At 65.7% G+C, this 17919-nt stretch carries 17 protein-coding genes; 7 read left to right on the top strand and 10 right to left on the bottom strand.

Annotation, left to right across the window (positions count from 1 at the left end):
* Positions 1 to 105: 105 nt before the first annotated feature.
* Entirely contained in the window at positions 106 to 1026 is a 921-nt protein-coding gene (locus tag AB0M43_RS32215) for a proline dehydrogenase family protein (RefSeq protein WP_363729725.1), read from the bottom strand.
* Positions 1027 to 1159: 133 nt separating this feature from the next.
* On the opposite strand from AB0M43_RS32215, the gene AB0M43_RS32220 reads away from it, so the two are divergent.
* Positions 1160 to 1723, top strand: a complete 564-nt coding sequence (locus AB0M43_RS32220; RefSeq protein ID WP_363729726.1) for a CGNR zinc finger domain-containing protein — start codon at positions 1160 to 1162, stop codon at positions 1721 to 1723.
* On the opposite strand, the gene AB0M43_RS32225 is transcribed toward AB0M43_RS32220, so the two are convergent.
* The 3 genes from AB0M43_RS32225 to AB0M43_RS32235 form a co-directional block, all read right to left on the bottom strand.
* Complete coding sequence (locus tag AB0M43_RS32225; RefSeq protein WP_363729728.1) at positions 1687 to 2496, bottom strand: sugar phosphate isomerase/epimerase; 810 nt, start codon at positions 2494 to 2496, stop codon at positions 1687 to 1689. The two genes, AB0M43_RS32220 and AB0M43_RS32225, sit on opposite strands and share 37 nt — an antisense overlap.
* Positions 2497 to 2646: 150 nt before the next feature.
* On the bottom strand, positions 2647 to 3546 hold the full coding sequence (locus AB0M43_RS32230) for a Ppx/GppA phosphatase family protein (protein WP_363729730.1): 900 nt from the start codon (positions 3544 to 3546) through the stop codon (positions 2647 to 2649).
* A gap of 2 nt (positions 3547 to 3548) precedes the next feature.
* Entirely contained in the window at positions 3549 to 4145 is a 597-nt protein-coding gene (locus tag AB0M43_RS32235) for a hypothetical protein (protein ID WP_363729732.1), read from the bottom strand.
* Between the two features lie 34 nt (positions 4146 to 4179).
* On the opposite strand from AB0M43_RS32235, the gene AB0M43_RS32240 reads away from it, so the two are divergent.
* Complete coding sequence (locus AB0M43_RS32240) at positions 4180 to 4959, top strand: hypothetical protein (protein WP_363729734.1); 780 nt, start codon at positions 4180 to 4182, stop codon at positions 4957 to 4959.
* 40 nt (positions 4960 to 4999) lie between these two features.
* On the opposite strand, the gene AB0M43_RS32245 is transcribed toward AB0M43_RS32240, so the two are convergent.
* Positions 5000 to 5680: a response regulator transcription factor gene (locus AB0M43_RS32245; protein ID WP_363729736.1), complete on the bottom strand. Its 681-nt coding sequence runs from the start codon at positions 5678 to 5680 to the stop codon at positions 5000 to 5002.
* A complete protein-coding gene (locus tag AB0M43_RS32250; protein ID WP_363729919.1) occupies positions 5677 to 6825 on the bottom strand; it encodes an ATP-binding protein in 1149 nt (382 codons plus the stop codon). The genes AB0M43_RS32245 and AB0M43_RS32250 overlap by 4 nt, the downstream gene beginning before the upstream one ends.
* Before the next feature lie 162 nt (positions 6826 to 6987).
* On the opposite strand from AB0M43_RS32250, the gene phoU reads away from it, so the two are divergent.
* The gene (gene phoU, locus AB0M43_RS32255; protein ID WP_363729738.1) at positions 6988 to 7635 is read left to right on the top strand and encodes a phosphate signaling complex protein PhoU; all 648 of its coding nucleotides are present in this window, start codon (positions 6988 to 6990) and stop codon (positions 7633 to 7635) included.
* 71 nt (positions 7636 to 7706) lie between these two features.
* Here the strand turns inward: phoU and AB0M43_RS32260 are convergent, their stop codons facing one another.
* On the bottom strand, positions 7707 to 8441 hold the full coding sequence (locus tag AB0M43_RS32260; RefSeq protein ID WP_363729740.1) for a phosphoglyceromutase: 735 nt from the start codon (positions 8439 to 8441) through the stop codon (positions 7707 to 7709).
* Positions 8442 to 8557: 116 nt separating this feature from the next.
* Here AB0M43_RS32260 and AB0M43_RS32265 point away from each other — a divergent pair, with 116 nt between their 5' ends.
* Both AB0M43_RS32265 and AB0M43_RS32270 read left to right on the top strand, forming a co-directional pair.
* A complete protein-coding gene (locus AB0M43_RS32265) occupies positions 8558 to 9802 on the top strand; it encodes an MFS transporter (protein ID WP_363729741.1) in 1245 nt (414 codons plus the stop codon).
* A 173-nt stretch (positions 9803 to 9975) separates the two neighbouring features.
* Positions 9976 to 11511, top strand: a complete 1536-nt coding sequence (locus AB0M43_RS32270; protein ID WP_363729743.1) for a recombinase family protein — start codon at positions 9976 to 9978, stop codon at positions 11509 to 11511.
* A 340-nt stretch (positions 11512 to 11851) separates the two neighbouring features.
* On the opposite strand, the gene AB0M43_RS32275 is transcribed toward AB0M43_RS32270, so the two are convergent.
* Positions 11852 to 13654: a cell division protein FtsK gene (locus AB0M43_RS32275; RefSeq protein WP_363729745.1), complete on the bottom strand. Its 1803-nt coding sequence runs from the start codon at positions 13652 to 13654 to the stop codon at positions 11852 to 11854.
* Positions 13655 to 14050: 396 nt separating this feature from the next.
* Positions 14051 to 14218: a hypothetical protein gene (locus AB0M43_RS32280; protein ID WP_363729747.1), complete on the bottom strand. Its 168-nt coding sequence runs from the start codon at positions 14216 to 14218 to the stop codon at positions 14051 to 14053.
* Positions 14219 to 15918: 1700 nt separating this feature from the next.
* Here AB0M43_RS32280 and AB0M43_RS32285 point away from each other — a divergent pair.
* Positions 15919 to 16683 carry a UTRA domain-containing protein gene (locus AB0M43_RS32285; protein ID WP_363729750.1) on the top strand — a complete coding sequence of 255 codons (765 nt, stop codon included), beginning with the start codon at positions 15919 to 15921 and terminating at the stop codon, positions 16681 to 16683.
* On the top strand, positions 16673 to 16906 hold the full coding sequence (locus AB0M43_RS32290) for a hypothetical protein (RefSeq protein ID WP_363729752.1): 234 nt from the start codon (positions 16673 to 16675) through the stop codon (positions 16904 to 16906). Before AB0M43_RS32285 ends, AB0M43_RS32290 begins: the two co-directional genes overlap by 11 nt.
* A 145-nt stretch (positions 16907 to 17051) precedes the next feature.
* Here AB0M43_RS32290 and AB0M43_RS32295 read toward each other — a convergent pair whose 3' ends face one another.
* On the bottom strand, positions 17052 to 17918 hold the full coding sequence (locus AB0M43_RS32295; protein WP_363729754.1) for a hypothetical protein: 867 nt from the start codon (positions 17916 to 17918) through the stop codon (positions 17052 to 17054).
* Position 17919: the final 1 nt, after the last annotated feature.

The following is a 17919-nucleotide window of genomic DNA, read 5'->3' on the forward strand; positions in this document are numbered from 1 at the left end:
GGCTCAGGGTTGCTCGTCGCCCAATGGACAGCGTGCGCGGCGCGGCCGGACACACGTCACCCCCGGCGGCACGGAGCCGGACCGGGGGCGACGGAAGACGCGGAACTACTTCTTCGTGGCCAGCGCCCGGGCGAAGAACCCCAGGTTGGCCGGGCGCTCGGCGAGCCGGCGCATCAGGTAGCCGTACCACTCGGTGCCGTAGGGCACGTAGACCCGGACCGTGTAGCCGTCCCGGACCAGGCGGCGCTGCTCCTCGGGGCGGACCCCGTAGAGCATCTGGAACTCGAAGGAGTCGCCCGACCGGTCGAACCACCGCGACCGGTCCTCGCCGATGGTGATCAGGCGCGGGTCGTGGGTGGCCAGCATCGGGTAGCCCGCGCCGGACATCAGGGTGTTCACGCAGCGCACGTAGGACTTGTCCACGTCCAGGGCCGTCTGGTACGCCACCGACTCGGGCTCCTTGTACGCGCCCTTGCACAGCCGCACCCGCGACCCGGAGACCGCCAGCTCGCGGCAGTCCGCCTCGGTCCGCCGCAGGTACGACTGGAGGACCGCGCCCGTGGTCGGGAAGTCCTTGCGCAGCTCGGCGAGCATGTCCAACGTCGAGTCCGTGGTGGTGTGGTCCTCCATGTCGAGGGTCACCGTCGTGCCGGCCTTCATCGCGGCGGCGCAGATCTCCCGCGCATTGGCAAGCGCCAGCTCCTCGTCGAACTTCTGCCCGAGCGCCGACAGCTTCAGGCTGACCTCCGCCTCCGGGGTCAGCTCGGCGGCGTCGAGGGCGGCGAGCAGGCGCAGGTACTCGTCCTTCGTCGCGGTGGCCTGCTCGGCGGTGAAGGTGTCCTCACCGAGGAAGTCCAGCGTGACGGCCAGGCCGTCGGCGACGAGCTCGCGGGTCGCCGCCAGCGCGTCGTCGGTCGTGTTCCCGGCGACGAAGCGACGGACCACGTCCCGGCTGACCGGGGCCTTCTCGACCAGCCGCTCGACCCGCTTGCTGCGGGCTGCGGCGAGGATTACCGAACGGAGCATGGTTCGAAGGGTATCCGGCGGTCGTCCCATCTTTGGCGAGGGGGACCACCCTGGCAGGGTAAGGACTGTGAACTGTAAGGACTTGTGACGCTCGATGCTGGTTACTTCGCCGGGGATTGTCTACCGTTAGGGCGTGGATTTCGACGAGTACGCCCAGACAGCCGTTGATCTTGTCAACGCGCCTCTGGGCGACATGGACGCCCTCGTGGCGTTCTTCGAGGCGCACCCCTGGTGGCAGAGCAAGCTCTCCGAGCGGGACCTCGTCACCATGCGCCGCGCCCAGAAGCGGCTCCGGGGAGTCTTCGAGGCCGGCACGACCGGCAACGACCCCGAGGCCGTCACCGAGCTCAATGCTCTCCTCCAGGCCCACCCGATGCAACCCCGGATCTCCGGGCACGACTCCTCCGACTGGCACATGCACGTGACCGGTCGCGGCGAGGCGGTGAGCGCCGAATACCTGGCCGGCGCGGTGTGGGGCCTGTCGGTGTGGCTGTGCGAGCACGGCAGCGCCCGGTTCGGGGTGTGCGCCGACGAGCGGTGCGGCAACGTCTACCTGGACACCTCGTCGAACTGTTGCCGCCGGTTCTGCTCCGAACGGTGCGCCACCCGGTCGCACGTCGCCGCGCACCGGGCCCGGAAGAAGGCCGAACTCCAGGCCCTTCAGCTGCCCGCGGTCACGGCCGACGCCGCCAGGTAGCGGCGCGCGAAGGCCAACGACTCGGCGAGGTCGGCCTCCCGGGCGGCCCGGGAGCCGGCCTTGCGGGTGTTGACCTCCATCGAGACCTGCCCGGTGAAGCCCTCGCTGTTGGCCAGGGCCGTCAGCACCTCCGCGCACGGCTGGGTGCCCCGCCCGGGCACCAGGTGCTCGTCGGTGCCCTTGCCCGTGCCGTCACCCAGGTGCAGGTGCGCCATCTGGTCGCCCATGGTGCGGAGCAGCTCCAGGCCGTCCATCCTGGCCGCCGCGCAGTGCGAGAGGTCCAGGGTGTACGCCTGGTAGCCGACCTCGGTGGGGTCCCAGTGCGGCGAGTACGGCACGAACTCGCGGCGGGCCATCCGGATCGGATACATGTTCTCGACGGCGAACCGGACGCCCGGGTGCTGACGGGTCAGCTTCTCCAGGCCGGTCACGAACGTGCGGGCGTAGTCGCGCTGCCAGGCGAACGGCGGGTGCACCACGACCGTCGGCGCGCCCATCTCCTCGGCGAGCACGGCGGCCCGGCGCAGGCGCTCCCACGGATCGGAGCTCCAGACACGCTGGGTGACGAGCAGGCACGGAGCGTGGATGGCGAGCACCGGCACGCCGTAGTGCGCGGAGAGCTGGCGCAGGGCCGTGGCGTCCTGGCTGACCGCGTCGGTCCACACCATGACCTCGACGCCGTCGTAGCCGAGGCCTGCCGCGAGCTCGAACGCGGCGGGGGTGGCCTCGGGATAGACGGAGGAGCTTGAGAGCAGGACCGGAATCGGCGTCACCTACCCAGGGTAGCCGTGTCCGGATGATCACCGTGTGTAGGGCGTGTTACGTCCAGGTGACGCCTGACGGGCCCCGCACGCAGTGGGGCCCCACCCGGCGTGACCGGGCCGCCGCAGGGCCCCGCCCACCCGCGGGCGGGGCCCCGACGGTCAGGCGTAGTCGAGCCAGCGCAGGATCATGCCCTCCCGCAGCGCCCACGGGCAGATGTCGAGCTTCTCCACGCCGAGCTGGCGCATCGCGACCTCCGCGACCACGGCCCCCGCGACCAGCTGGTGCGCGCGCCGGGGGCTGACCCCGTCCAGTTCGGCGAGCGCCGCCGGGTCCATCCGCCGGATGAACGCGAGCACCTGGTGCACGCCCTCCCGGGTCAGGGTGCGCGGCGCCCACAGGCCGGCCCGGGACGGGGCGGCCCCCGCCAGCCGGGCCAGGCTGCGGAACGTCTTCGACGTGGCCGCCGCGCGGTCCCAGCCGTGGCCGCGCAGGTCCGCGACGACCGGGGTGAGCAGCTTCTCCACGTGCTCGGTCAGGCCGTCGAGGTCGTCGCCCCAGTTCCGGGTGAGCCGGCCCGCGCCGAGCGGCAGGGACATGGCCACGGCCGGCAGTTCGTCGCCGCCGGCCGCGAGCTCCAGGGAACCGCCGCCGATGTCGAGGAGCAGCAGCTTGCCCGCCGACCAGCCGAACCAGCGCCGGCCGGCCAGGAACGTCAGCCGGGCCTCGTCCTCGCCGCTGAGCACGCCCAGGACGACGCCGGTCTCGGTCTTGACCCGGGCCAGCACCTCCTTGCCGTTGCCCGCGTCCCGCAGCGCCGACGTCGCGAACGCCAGCATCTCCTCGACGCCGTTGTCCTCGGCCGCCTGGCGCGCGGTCCGCACGGCCTCGACCAGGGCGTCGGCCCCCTCGGCGGTGACCCGGCCCCTGTCGTCGAGGTGCTCCGCCAGCCGGATGACGCTCTTCTCGGAGTGCGCCGGCCACGGGTGACCGCCCCGGTGGGCGTCGACGACGAGCAGGTGGACGGTGTTGGAACCGACGTCGAGTACGCCGAGCCGCATGGTCAGACTGCCGGGTACGGAGTCGGGGTCGGGTAGCGGTCGAACAGCCCGGACGGGATGCCCACCGCGATGGTGACGAGGGCGTCGAGCGTGCCGAGCAGCTCGTCCTCCGACACCTCGCGGTCCATCCGCTCGATGGCGAGCAGGTCGCGGCCCTCGATCCGCCAGTCCATGCTGCGGTGCTTGCGGAGCATGGCCACGGCGTCGACGTGCAGGACGGCGGCGGCGAGGTCCGCGTCGGCCGCGTAGACCTCGTACTTCTGGGCCAGGTCCGGGTCCTCGGCCTCGAAGCCGTACCCGAACGGGCCCGGGTCCACGGCGCCGACCGGCGGGGCCAGCGCGAACCGGGGCAGCCGGCCCGGCAGGGAGGTGGCCACGACCAGGAAGTTCTCGTCGCCGGTCAGCAGGCAGAACGCCACGACGGGCCGTTCCCGGTACTCGCCCGACACGACGTCGGCGGCCCGCTTCGAACCCGACCAGGTGTCGAAGGGCGGCCCGCCCCACCGGTCGGCGAAGCCCTGGTCGTTCTCCCGGTAGCTCCAGCCCTGGGCCAGGGCCACGCCGCGCAACGAATCTACGGTGAACACATCATCAGTCACACGCCCCATCATGCCCTGCGCGTAATCTGACCTGGTGACGCAGCGTGTAATACCCACGAAAGAAGTGGCCCTGGACTTTCCGCGCGAGTGGATCGAGTTCGCCGACCCCGCCGACGCGGAGCACATGGTCCGGGCCGATCTGACCTGGCTGCTGTCCCGGTGGACCTGCATCTTCGGCCGGGGCTGCCACGGGATCACCCCCGGCGGCTCGCCCGACGGCTGCTGCTCACACGGCGCGTTCTTCACCGACGACGATGACGAGCAGCGGGTGAAGGCGGCCGTCAAGAAGCTCACCCCGGAGACGTGGCAGCACTTCCGCAAGGGCTTCAAGAACTACACCGAGATGGACGACCTGGAGGACAAACCCGCCCGGCGGACCGCCACCGAGGGCGAGGCGTGCGTGTTCCTGAACCGGCCGGGCTTCGAGGGCGGCGCGGGGTGCGCGCTGCACGGCCAGGCGCTCCGGGACGGGGTGCACCCGTTGGAGTACAAGCCGGACGTGTGCTGGCAGTTGCCGATCCGCCGCGAGCAGAGCTGGGTGCAGCGGCCCGACGACACGAAGGTGCTGCTGGACGTGGTCGGGGAGTTCGACCGGCGCGGCTGGGGCGAGGGTGGCCACGACCTGCACTGGTGGTGCACGTCGTCCCCTGAGGCGCACACGGGCACCCAGCCGATGTACCTGGAGTACGGGCCGGAGCTGATCGCGCTGCTCGGTCAGCCGGCGTACGACAAGCTGGCCGAGCTGTGCGCGGCCCGCCTGAAGACGGGCCTGATCGCGATCCACCCGGCAACCGTGGCGGCCGGGACCGCGTGAGCGACCGCCGCGTGCCCGGGCGGGCACGCGGCGTACCGGATCAGGCCTCGAACTTGTAGCCCAACCCGCGCACCGTGACGATGTAGCGCGGCGTCGAGGGCTCCGGTTCGATCTTCGAGCGCAGCCGCTTGACGTGCACGTCGAGGGTCTTGGTGTCCCCCACGTAGTCCGCGCCCCACACCCGGTCGATCAGCTGGCCGCGGGTCAGCACCCGGCCGGCGTTGCGCAGCAGCAGTTCGAGGAGCTCGAACTCCTTCAGCGGCAGCTGGACCGTCCCGCCGGAGACACTGACCGTGTGCCGGTCGACGTCCATCCGGACCGGGCCGGCCTCCAGGGTGCCGGGCAGCAGCTCGGCGGGCTCGATCTGGCGGCGGAGCACGGCGCGGATCCGGGCGACCAGTTCGCGGGGGGAGTAGGGCTTCGTGACGTAGTCGTCGGCCCCGATCTCCAGGCCCACGACCTTGTCGATCTCGCTGTCCCGCGCGGTGACCATGATGATCGGCACGTTGGACCGGGTGCGCAGTTGCCGGCACACCTCGCTGCCGGACATCTCCGGCAGCATCAGGTCGAGGAGGACGATGTCCGCCCCGGCCCGGTCGAACTCGACGATCGCCGCGGTGCCGGTCGCGGCCACAGCGACCTCGAACCCTTCCTTCCGCAGCATGTAGCTCAGCGCGTCGGAGAACGACTCCTCGTCCTCGACCACAAGTACCCTGGTCACGGGCGTCCCTTCGTCTTCATGTCAGCCATACGAGTCTGGCTCTTCAACGCGGAGGCACCGGCCGGGGGTCGGGACGGCAGCCGCAAGGTGAACGTTGAACCAACCCCTACTTCGCTGCTCACTTCGACCCTCCCCCCGTGGTTGCTGGCGATGTGCTTGACAATCGCCAGGCCAAGGCCTGTTCCGCCGGTCGCCCGGGACCGCGCCTGGTCGGCCCGGTAGAAGCGCTCGAAGATGCGATCCGTGTCCTCGGCCGCGATGCCGATGCCCTCGTCGGCGACCGCGATCTTGACGCGTTTGCCGGACTTCTCCGAGAAGATGGTGATCGCGGTCTTCTCGGGGCTGTACGCGATCGCGTTCTCCACGAGGTTCGCCAGCGCGGTGACGAGCTGACCCTCGTGCCCGTACACGGTGAGGCCGTGTTCGCCCTCCCAGCGCACCGTGATCTCCTTGGCGACGGCGGCGGTCCGCGACCGGTCCAGCACCTCGTTGATCATGCGGTCGACGCCGACCGGTTCCGGCTCGGGCAGCGGTTCGGCGCCCTGGAGCCGGGACAGTTCGATCAGCTCGCTGACCAGCCGGGCCAGCCGGGCGGACTCGTGCTGGATCCGCTCGGTGAACCGCCGGGCGGTCTCCGGATCGTCCACGGCCTCCAGCAGGGCCTCGCTGAGCAGCTGCAACGCGCCGACCGGGGTCTTCAGCTCATGGCTGACGTTGGCCACGAAGTCGCGGCGGACCCGGGCGACCCGGTGCGCCTCGGTGACGTCCTCGACCTCCAGGTGCACGTGGTCGTCGTCGAGCACGGTCACCCGGACCCGGACGCCCAGCGGGTTGCGCCCGCCGCTGCGGGGCAGGTCCAGCTCCACGTCGCGCGGGTCGCCGCTGCGCCGGACCTGGGCGACCAGGCTGCGCAGTACCGCATGAGAGAGGCCGCTCTCGTCGTTCTTGAGTAGTTTCATCCCGATCGCTGCCGGATTGGCCAGGGCCACCCGGTCCGTCGGGTCCAGGACGATGACGCCGGCCCGCAGGCCGTCGAGGCTGGTCCTGGCGAGGTCGGTCTCCACAACCTGCACTGTCTTACTCCCCCGGGACGCCCTGAAAAAGAGCGCGGTCACTCCGGCACCTAGAGCGGCGCCCACAACCATCGCCAGCACCACATTCACAGGCCGATCGTAGGGTGAGTTTCGTCGGATTCCACCAGTGGGAAGTATTCGAAACGCTCGGTTCTCCCGAATGTTCACCCTCAGGATTGTCCACGTTCACCGACGTTCACGCGCCGTATGCCGATCAGCCCTACGGTGGGGACCATGCGCGACCTATTCCGCTCTGACCTCGCCCAACTCGCCGGCACCCTCGTGGCCATGGCCAGCGAGGTGCGCCACGCACTCCGCCAGGCGACCCGGGCCCTGCTCACCGCAGACCAGGTCCTCGCCGAGAACGTGCTCGCCGACGACGAGGGCATCAACGCGATGTTCCGCAACGTCGAGGAGACCGTCTACGAGCTGCTCGCCCGCCAGTCCCCGGTCGCCGGTGACCTGCGCGCGATCATCACCAGCCTGCACATCGCCACCGACATCGAGCGGATGGGCGACCTGGCCGAGCACATCGCCAAGACCTCGCTGCGCCGGAAGCCCGAGATCGCGGTGCCCGCCGAGCTGCACGAGATCTTCACCGAGATGGGCAAGGTCGCCGACCGGATGGCCAAGAAGGTCGTCGCCGTGCTCGCCGAGCGCGACGCCACCCTGGGCGCCGAGCTGGAGAAGGACGACGACGAGATGGACGCCCTGGAGCGCCAGCTCTTCAAGGCGCTCTTCGAGGGCGAGTGGCCGCACGGGATCGAGGCGGCGGTGGACACGGCGCTGCTGGCCCGGTTCTACGAGCGCTACGCCGACCACGCGGTCAACGCCGGCAAGCAGGTCGTCTACCTGGTGACGGGCGCCCCGCTCGGGGAATAACCCCCAAGATCATTATTTGACTACGAAAGAGCGCCCGCCTTCCTTGCGGAGGGCGGGCGCTTCGTCGTGACCTAGCGGCCCTGGTTCGCCACGGCCTGGGCGGCCTGCGCGGCACCCTCCGGGTCCAGGTACTCCGACTTCACCGGCCGCAGCTCCTCGTCGAGCTCGTAGCGCAGCGGGAACCCGGTCGGGATGTTCAGCCCGGCGATGTCGCTCGTCGAGATGCTGTCGAGGTGCTTGACCAGGGCGCGCAGCGAGTTGCCGTGCGCGGCGACCAGCACCGTCTTGCCCAGGAGCAGGTCCGGGACGATCGCGTCGTACCAGTACGGCAGGGCGCGGTCGACGACGTCGGCGAGGCACTCGGCCAGGGGCGCGGGCACGGCCGCGTACCGGGGGTCGCCGGCCTGGGAGTACTCGTCGTTCGGGTCGATGGGGGGCGGCGGGATGTCGTACGAGCGCCGCCAGAGCATGAACTGCTCCTCCCCGTACTCGGCGAGGGTCTGCTTCTTGTCCTTGCCCTGCAACGCTCCGTAGTGCCGCTCGTTGAGCCGCCAGGAGCGGTGCACCGGGATCCAGTGCCGGTCCGCCGCGTCGAGGGCCAGCTCGGCGGTGCGGATCGCCCGCCGCTGGAGTGAGGTGTGCAACACATCGGGCAGCACGTCGGCCGACCGGAGCAGTTCGCCCGCCCGCTTGGCCTCGGCCTCGCCCTTCTCGGTGAGGTCCACGTCCACCCAGCCGGTGAACAGATTCTTCGCGTTCCAGACGCTTTCGCCGTGCCGCAGGAGAACCAGGGTTCCGATCGTCATGACGCCCATCCTAGGGACGTCACGCCCCGTGACCGAGGACACGTCCAAAACTGGGTGACCTTGATCGGGGAGGTAAGGAATCATCGGACCTGGAATCCTTACCCTGGAGGTCGCCCGTGCGCGGATGGTGGCAGCAGACGGCTGGCGGTCTACCCCGAACATTCTGGTACCTGTGGACCGGAACGTTGATCAACCGGGCGGGCGCCTTCGTCGGCTTCCTGCTCACTTTCTACCTGCACGACACCCTCAAGCTCGACGCGCAGTTCATCGGCCTCGTGATCGGCCTGATCGGCGCGGGCGGCGCGGCCGGCGTGCTGATCGGCGGCCAGCTCGCCGACCGCTGGGGCCGCCGCAGCACCCTCCTGACGGCCAACGTGGCCACCTCGGCCCTGATCCTGGCGCTCGGCTTCGTCGACGACCGCTGGTCGATCCTGGTCGTCGGCACCCTGATGGGCGTCGCGCAGAACATGTCCCGTCCGGCGTTCTCCGCCATGATGGTCGACATCGTGCCCGACAAGGACCGGGTGCGCGCCTTCAGCCTCAACTACTGGGTCCTCAACGCCGGCTTCTCGATCTCCGCCCTGCTCGGCGGCCTGCTGGCCGACTTCAACCCGGTCATGATCTTCGCGGTGAACGCCGCCACCAACCTGGCCACCGCGTTCGTCGTCTTCTTCCGGGTGCCCGAGACCCGGCCCGACCTGCCGGCCGTCCCCGCGGTGGACGCGGCCCCCGCCGGGGTCAACCCGTTCCGGGACCGGGCGTTCCTCGGCATGATGGCGCTGACGTTCCTCACCTCGATGGTGTTCATGCAGCACCTGTCCTCGCTGCCGCTGATCATGCAGGGCGAGGGCCTGACCAGCATCGACTTCGGCCTGGTCATCGCCCTCAACGGCATCCTGATCGTCGCCGGCCAGCTGTTCATCCCGCTCCTGGTCCGGGGCCGCGACCCGTCCTGGGTGCTCGGGCTCGGCTCGCTCGTGATGGGCGTCGGATTCGGCCTGACCGCGTTCGCGCACGGCGGCCTCGGGCTGTACGCGCTCACCGTCGTCATCTGGACCCTCGGCGAGATGATCCAGTCCCCGTCGAACTCCGAGCTGATCGCCCGGCTGTCCCCCGCCGCCGCGCGGGGGCGGTACCAGGGCGGGTTCTCGCTGTCCTTCTCGGCGGCGGCGTTCGCGGCCCCGCTGATCGGCGGGTTCGTGATCCAGCACCTCGGGGGCGCGTGGCTGTGGTGGGGCTGCCTCGTGGTCGGGGTGGTCGGGGCCGTCGCCAATGTGCTGCTCGCGAAGTCGCGGAACCGGCGGGTCGCGGAGTTGTACGCGTTGGAGAACGGGGGCGTCGCGGCCAAGGTGGCGGCGTGAGCGGGCCCGGGGCGGGCCGGTCCGGCGCGGTGCGTCCGTGAGCGTGTGGAAGGGCCTACCCCGCACCTTCTGGTACCTGTGGACCGCGACCCTGATCAACCGGGCCGGCAACGTCGCCAACATCTACCTCGGCGTCTACCTAGTTACCGTTGTCTTAGGGATAAGGTGGAGTCATGGCAGGCTGGACGCCAAACAGGTCAGGTGGTCGCACTGAACTAAATGTAGACCCCTCCCAATTGGTATGGGCACTCTACGGGCGGGAATCGGATGATCCGGACGGCGACGCCGTACAGGTCACATACCAACTTACGGATCTCCGTGCTTTTGCGCTTGGCATCGGCGGTCGAATTGCGAAAGAGTTTGCCGAGAACGACACGTCGGCATTCAAGAAGATTCGGGTTCGCCTGCCAGACGGAACGGACGGCTATCGCGTCTACCGCCCCGACTGGGATGAGATGCTTACCGCGTTCCGGCGCGGAACATACAATGCACTTGCTCTTATCAACATTGACCGTGGAATGCGTGACCCTCGGGACCTAGAGGATCTAATCGATCTGGTCGAGCGGTACGGCGTGTTTGTCGTCGGCATGACTGGCGTTCTCGATTTGACAACTGACGCGGGGATTAGCTCAGCCCGTACGGAAGTCAATCAACGAAATCAGGAATCCCGTAACATTTCACGACGGGTCTCCACGGGTAAAAGGCGTTCCGCGCTGAAAGGCAAAAACTCAGGTAGTGGGTCGCGCCCCTTTGGTTGGCAGGCGGACCGCATTCACCTAGACGAGACAGAATCGGCGCTTATCCTTGAAGCTGTGAACCGAGTGTTCGCCAAAACCAAAGTCCGAACGATTGTCATGGACTGGCAGAAGCGAGGCATTCCAACTGTCACGGGCAAAAAGTGGGTTGCATCCGTGCTGAGTCAGATTCTCGTTAACCCTCGTTTGTGTGGCCTCCAGACCTACAAGAGCGAGCCGCTTCGCGACACCGCCGACAATCCGGTATACGGGGAGTGGGAGCCCATTCTTACGGTCGAACAGCATCAGGCCCTAGTCGAGATACTCGGCCCGTTTCGGAAGCCCTCCCCTATCCGGGACGGGCGCGGGAACGCGACCAAGCACCTACTGTCACCGTTCCTCCGTTGCGGGCGGTGCAACTGCCGTATGCGAGCAGGGACGCGCCCACAACGAAACGGCGAGCGGCAATCGGTGTACCGATGCCCTAGCGCTTCTGACGGCGGATGTGCGGGAGTTTCCCGCAAACTTGAAGACGTCGACAAGCTCATTACAGCTTTGGTGATTGCAGATCACAAACAACTGAAGTTCCGCAAAACGGAGGACCTTCCGGAATGGGCGCGACAGAGCGAGCTAGTTGAAGTCCAGACCCAAATAGCGGAAGCTCTGGAGAACTTCAAAGCGAAACGGATTTCGGGTGCCCGATTCTATCCGCTTATTGAAGGTCTGGAGTCGGAAGAAAGAATCCTGCTGGCGGACAAGAAGAAGTATTCCGCGCGTCGCCAGACGACAATTGCGTCTGTGGAGGATCTGGAGCAGAAGTGGAGCGATCCAGATTTCTCTCTGGAACAGCGCCAGTCCGCGATTGCCGAAAGTCTTATTAGCGTGGTCGTTCACCCCGCAGGCAGAGGAGCCCGGACCTTTAACCCGAATCTCATTGAACCGATCTGGCGAAGTGAGCACGGTCCGCAGAACTGACAGACAGATAGGAGGGGTGGGCTCGAATGTCGAGCCCACCCCTCCTATCTGTCAATTTCCAAACCGTAGATCCTAGCTACTCGAATCGCCCAATCACGCGACCGCTCGGGTGCCATTGCGATTTGCCGTTCTACCCACTCTTCAATGGTTGGGATTTCAGTCAGGTTCGTCTTGCTATTTTTTCTCCTCTCATCGGCTTTTGATTTCCTCAATGACGTGAGAACCACCTCCCTCCGACCTACGCCCACAAGGTCACTTTGTGTGATCGTCCGCGCGTTGTCCGCCCGTCCGTGTCGCGCCCTACGCGCGCAGGCGAGCACGGACGGACGGACGCGGACGATCACCCTGTGTCGTCGCTACCGGTGCTGTCTACGGCCCGCCAGAATCCCCGGGCCGTGCGTTCCGCCTTTCCAGCCTTGACGTGCTCGTTGAGTCGGTCATAGACCCACGTCCGGCCCTTGTTGGTAATTTCCATCAGGTCCCCCACCGATACGCCGATTGGTGGCGCGGCAGCGAGCATTGCCCACAGGACCGTTTCCGGGTCGCGCACATTCTCCGGCGAGGGTCGCTGACTGGGAATGAATCGCGGGTATTCCTCCTTCCCGTTGTCCGTATCGACAATGATCGTGGGTCGCTCGTTGGCGTTGTTCCGCACGGATGTCGCCACGTCGTTGTCAGTGAATATTGCGGCGCGTGCGCGTTTCGGCGTGTTGTGTTCCGGGCTGGATACCAGGAACTTTCCGGCACCGTCGAGCGTGTGCGGGTGCCATCCCGCCTTGACCATTCCCTCACTGAGGATCAGGTCACCGTCACGCTTTTCCCGGACGCGGAGCGCGATCCGGATATCCATCTGAGAGCGGATGGCACCCTGTCCCATGGCCTTCTGCGTAGGGCGCTGCGTTGCGGCAATCATGTTCACCGCTACCGCCCGTCCGCGCCGCGCCAGTGAATCCGCCAACGGCGCGGCTTCATCTGGCAATTCCGCGAACTCGTCAATCACGATGACCAGTGCCGGACGAGTCTTAGTCGGGTGCCACAACCGCTCGCCCGCGGTTGCCATTGATCCAGCCCGGTTGTCGAGTTCTCCAATGGCGTCACGGAGTAGGGCTACGGCTTGTTCGGGAGTGGTAGCTAGCCGGTCCAGGCATCGTAGCCACGGGCCTAGTTCCATGCCGTTTTTCAGGTCGATTCCCCAGATGACGACATCTCGGGAAGCGGCGAGCCAGGCTAGTACGACGTTGAGTACGCCGGACTTTCCCGATCCGACCATGCCGCCAATGAGCGCGTTACGTCGGAGAAAGAGAACGTCTACCGGGTCGCCGTTCTCTGTCACTCCGATGCGTACCGGGCGGGTGATCGACGCTGAACCAGCCGGTACGTGTTCGTAGGGAATGGGTTGTGCGTGGGGGTCGACGTCGACCACGCGTAGGGAAACCCTGTCGGCGCGTTTCTCGTCAATTTCGACGCGGACCGCTCCGGGGCGTGCCGCCAATCCGGATTCGATAGCCGGGATGGCTTCAATGACGTTTCGTGCGGTCTGCCCTTTCCGTAGACCGAGTTTCATCGTGAATCCCCACCGGTCGACAACGGCGGATTGCACGTAGGAACCTGCGAGTCCTACCGCGTCGGCTATCTGTGGCCAGCCTTCCAAGGTGCGCTCTACGCGCACCTTGGAACGGCGTCGGTGGTGTGCCCACCAGGGAACGCCAAGCAGGACCAGGGCGACCAGGGCGAGCAACGGCAACGGGTAGGTAGCCGGGCCGATGGCGGTTGCCGCCGCGATCCAACCGACTCCGGAGCTGGCCCCGATCGCGGCGTAGGCGCGTTCGGCTGGACGGTCCAGCCACGCCAACCGCCGCAACGGTGCCCACCATCTGGGGAGCAGTCCGCAGACGCCCCCCAGAACGACGCTGAGGGCCGCGATCCACGGCCACGCCGTCCGGTGCGCGGCATGAAGCCACGCGCCCACGACGAACGCGAACAGGGTGACCATGATCGGGGCGAGTTCCGACCGGTACCGGAACCCGAGGCGCCCCACGAACGACAGGAATTCTCCGAACGAGCCGCCGTCATCAGTGACGAGCAACAAGGGCTGAGGATCGTGCCGGCCCCACCGACCACGCTGCCGGTTGCGGCGCTTCACCCACCACCCCCGTACAGGGGGTGTCCGAGAGGCGGGAGAGGCAATTCGTCAGTCAGGTAAGCCCATGCGTCGGGCTCGTCTTCGAAGCGTGCCGTCAGAGCGGCACGGCAGGCAGCAACAAGATTGCCGTAACGGCGCTGCCATCTGAGGGTGTCAGTGCTCAGCCGAGAAAACTCGGCGTAGAGCGTGTCCAGTTCAGTTTCCAGGTTGCCGACCGTTTCCGTCAGGTGGTCGACCTTCGCGCGTAACTCCTTCTCAGTGTTGGGGTTTTCTTTGCTCGACAGAGTTCATCACCTCCTGTGGTTGGCGTTCTCCTTCCGGAGTCCGTGAGTGGTCGAAACATTCATGGCGGTACCTTTCATGTGGGTTGAACAGGCTTGCTGATTGGTTGTCGGTTCAACCGGTAGCCGGGCCGAGAATGGCGGTCATGGCGTCGCCGATGTAGGGCGCAACCCCGGTTGACGCGAGGGTGAAGCCGAACATCACGCACACGATCGCGTGCCAGACCTTCATCCCGCCCCACTTGCACAGGACCCACGTCATGACGCCGAGAATGAGCGCCAAGGACAAAGTGATAGCCATCTTTTTTCACCTCCTTTCGATGTGCGTCCGCCCGTGGCGGGAGTTGCTAGAGCAGGGTGGACCGACCACTACGGCCACCGTTGCGACGCGCCCAGCGGGAACGTGCGCGGCACTTGCAGCACACCGAACGGCCAGCCTCAGCCGACGCGCCGCAGACGCAGTCACGCCCGGAAACGGCGTCACCCATGTGACGAGAAACCATGTAGATCACCTCCTTAGGCAAGCGTCGATAGATTTACCTCCCTAGATACCTTGGTCCCCGCCACGCGTGGACTCATTAAAGGACGTGCACGGCACGTATCCCCCGGTACCATGGGTACCGAGGGTTACGGCCCTCCGCTGAGCAGCCCCGAACCTTCCAGGGAAAAAGGGCTGCTCAGCCCACCATCAACCGCCGAACTCCGGCCGCCTTTGTCGACCACCCGCAGTGAATCGAATTCTGGCCCTCATGAGTTCCGGTGCACGGTGGCAAAGGTCTAACGCTGGGATGATGAACTCACAAGTGTGAGAGCGCCGCGCCCAACTGTCTAGCAAGTCAGAGTTTTAAAACTCCCAGTAGCGGTGTGTGGGAAGTGCCCCGCCGGTCCGGCTTTCCAACCCCCGAACGGGGCACTTCCCGCGCTCGTGACAGTCGCGTCCCAGCCACGTCACGAGCACCCTGCCCGAAGCGGGTTAACGCCCGCGCCCACTTCGAACGCGTGCCGGTCGAATGGGTAATGTTTGAGGGCACAACCCGTCCGCTCCGGCACTCATCGGAACCGACCCATGTGAGTGTCGGTCGATTCCGGGCCTAGGGAAATCCAGATCCCGGATGATCCTTGAAGTATTGAACGTCAGCCCGTCGTCTTGTATCGCAGGGCCATCGAGCCGACTTGCCGCACTCCAAACACCCGAAGCACAGTCCACGCTCCCCCGGAATTCTCCGGTGATACGTGATCAGGCTCTCAGGCGAGAGCGTGTCACGAACAAAGGCATCCCAATCGGCGCGGATCGTAGGGGAAAGGGAATTCCAATCGTTGGTCATCCAACCCTCACCACCCTTGCCCTGCGTTCGCCGCGTATCACCTCAGGCTGCCGGCGGTACACCTCAAACTTGGCGTATGCCGCTCGTTCGTCGGGGTAACGCTTTGCCGAAAGGGTCCGGCCCCATACTCCGTATCCGTTCCGCACCTCCGACAGGATCACTACCCATTCCGTCATGACCTGCCCTTCCTAAGCGAGTGGGTGGACCGGAGGTTGAGGGCTAACGGCCCACCCAACGGAGTTAGCTGGGGCAACAGACGTCTTCGCCGCCGTCCGACTCACCCTCTCCACCGAAGTAAACGGAAGCCATCTGAACCACCTCCCTCCATTTGAATGAGCAGTTCCCGCCGATGGCTTGCTGGACCCTAACCGATCGACCGTTGCAGTTTCAGTTGATTGTTTGGGCGGTGGTACTACCACCAACGGGAACCGCTCTGGAACCAGTAGACATGGGAGATCGGCCGGCAACAAGGTTCACCGCGACTACTTCTTGACTACATAATCCAGTTCAGGTGATCCCTACAGACGCAGGTCAAAGGCTTGTGCCGTGACTACGTTTTGACCACAAAACCCAACCCTCGCGCGGACACTGGACACGGCTGCCCCACAAGGGTCATGATGACTACTTCTTGACTACAAATTCCGGAGGGGGCTTTCCCGTGGACGAGATTGGGCGGACACTTAAAAGGCTTCGTCGGGAAGCGGGACTCTCGCAACGAGCTTTGGCCGCTTCCGCGTTTTCAGTTTGGCAACTGATCGGCGCGATAGAACGCGGCGAGCGCAAGGTTTCTCTTCGAATGGCAGAGAACCTTGACGAAGCATTAAATACCGGGGGTCTATTCTTGGCCCTAGTCAAGAAAGGCAAAGGAATGACAGCCGCTACGCGAGACAAAGTCTTGTGGGTGTCGCCCGATCGATACCAGACGGAAAACCACCGGATCACGTACACCGAGGAATCCGAACGGACCGGCGAGGATCTGGAAACGCGCCACACGTCGACGCGGATCACTGCCGATGAGTACATCGCGGAACGTCTGGGAATCGAACCGGGCGCGGAGGTTTTCGAACGTCGGTACACCGTCAAACTCGGCGGGCAGGTCACCACGCGCTCTAGGGCGTGGGAGCCAATTTCCCTGACTGGGGGAACGGAGATCGAAGACCCCCACGCCGGTCCCTACTCGGACCGTGGAATCGTGCCCCGCTTCACCGTGATCGGACTCAAGCCGACGTCGGTCGAACATCAGCACATCGGCCGACACCCCACGACTGAAGAGTGTGCAGTCTTCGATGTGGATGCCGCTACCATTCTCGCTGAGGTCCGTCAGTCGTTCCTCTGCGGACAAACGGTGGTTCAGGCTGCCGACATCGTGTACCTTGCCGATCGGTACGACTTTCACTATGGAGCGGAACTTCGTGACCACTGACGCGGAACTCATCGACGCTATCAACGTGGCTGGGGCTCCCCCTGTTGACAGCGAGGCAAGCAACTCGGCAGTTGTCCAATCAGCCAAGGTTGGCCACCTGACCAGAATCATCGCGGACGCGCTGTCCTCCGGTGACCCCAAGGATTCATTGCGGCGGGGCATCGCAGAATATCTACAGATGGTGGAACGTGCCGATCCCATGCTTCCTCGGGACGTCGGCTAGCGCTACCATGGCGCTGAGGGAGGTGGCCTGATACCCAGCCTTCCTTGTCCGCCCCGATGGCGGAAGTGAGGACCCTTGCCGGTTCGTTGACGGCGGCGGGGGTCCTCACCTGTTTTCCGGACACCCCATCAATTGCGAGCAGGGCTCAGATTGGGTGAACCTCTATCGGGTTGCTTATGTCGATGCGGCACACTTTCCACCCGCCGAGTGCCGTCGATTCAAATTTGACGGTCCAAGTTTCGGAAGAGCGGTCAACCCTGAACTTCTTTGGGCTTTCATCACTGAAGCTACCTGTCATTTCCACCGGCAGTATTGCCGTCGCTGTTTTGCCATCAATCGACTCCGGATATGGCGTGCCGATGCGCTTGCCGTCAACCGTCACGTTCCAATCTCCATAAAACGATAGGGCGACATACATTCGGTACTCTCGCTCTCGGTCTATCCAGACCGAAAATGCGGATCGCGGTTGATCCGAACACAGGAGCGCTTCAAAGCCCGCCTTGTCGTATTGGCCTGCGTAGAAATCTGCGGCTGAACCCTCTGGGCATCCAGCCTTGATAACCTTGCCCGCACGTATGTAGAAAGCACTTTCGGTCACACATGATGTGGCTGCCAGTCCATAGAATGCAGCCCACGGCGACCGCTCACCCCGCAAGCCGAACGCATTCGTCTGCGACCAGCGGAGAGCGAGAAATCCACTGGCGTTGAGTACGACTACTAATCCGACGACCAGCCCATAGACATAGACTTTGCGCTTTGCGAACCCTGCCGACCAAACCCAAAGTGTGGCGACGGTCAGTGTCAACAACAGCGCATAGAGCCACCCGATATAGAAAATATGAAAATCACGGTCCCAATACCACACCGGAACCAGCGCGTACGCGGCCAAGAACGGTACTTGCGACAGCGCAATACGGGCAACCGGCGGATGGTAGTAGCGTGCCCACACGCCAGAAAGTCCGTGCCCGAGAAACACGAAAAACGCGACCACCGCTAGCGATGCCGCGCCCATG

The sequence above is a fragment of the Longispora sp. NPDC051575 genome, from assembly GCF_040681875.1.
Classification (GTDB): domain Bacteria; phylum Actinomycetota; class Actinomycetes; order Mycobacteriales; family Micromonosporaceae; genus Longispora.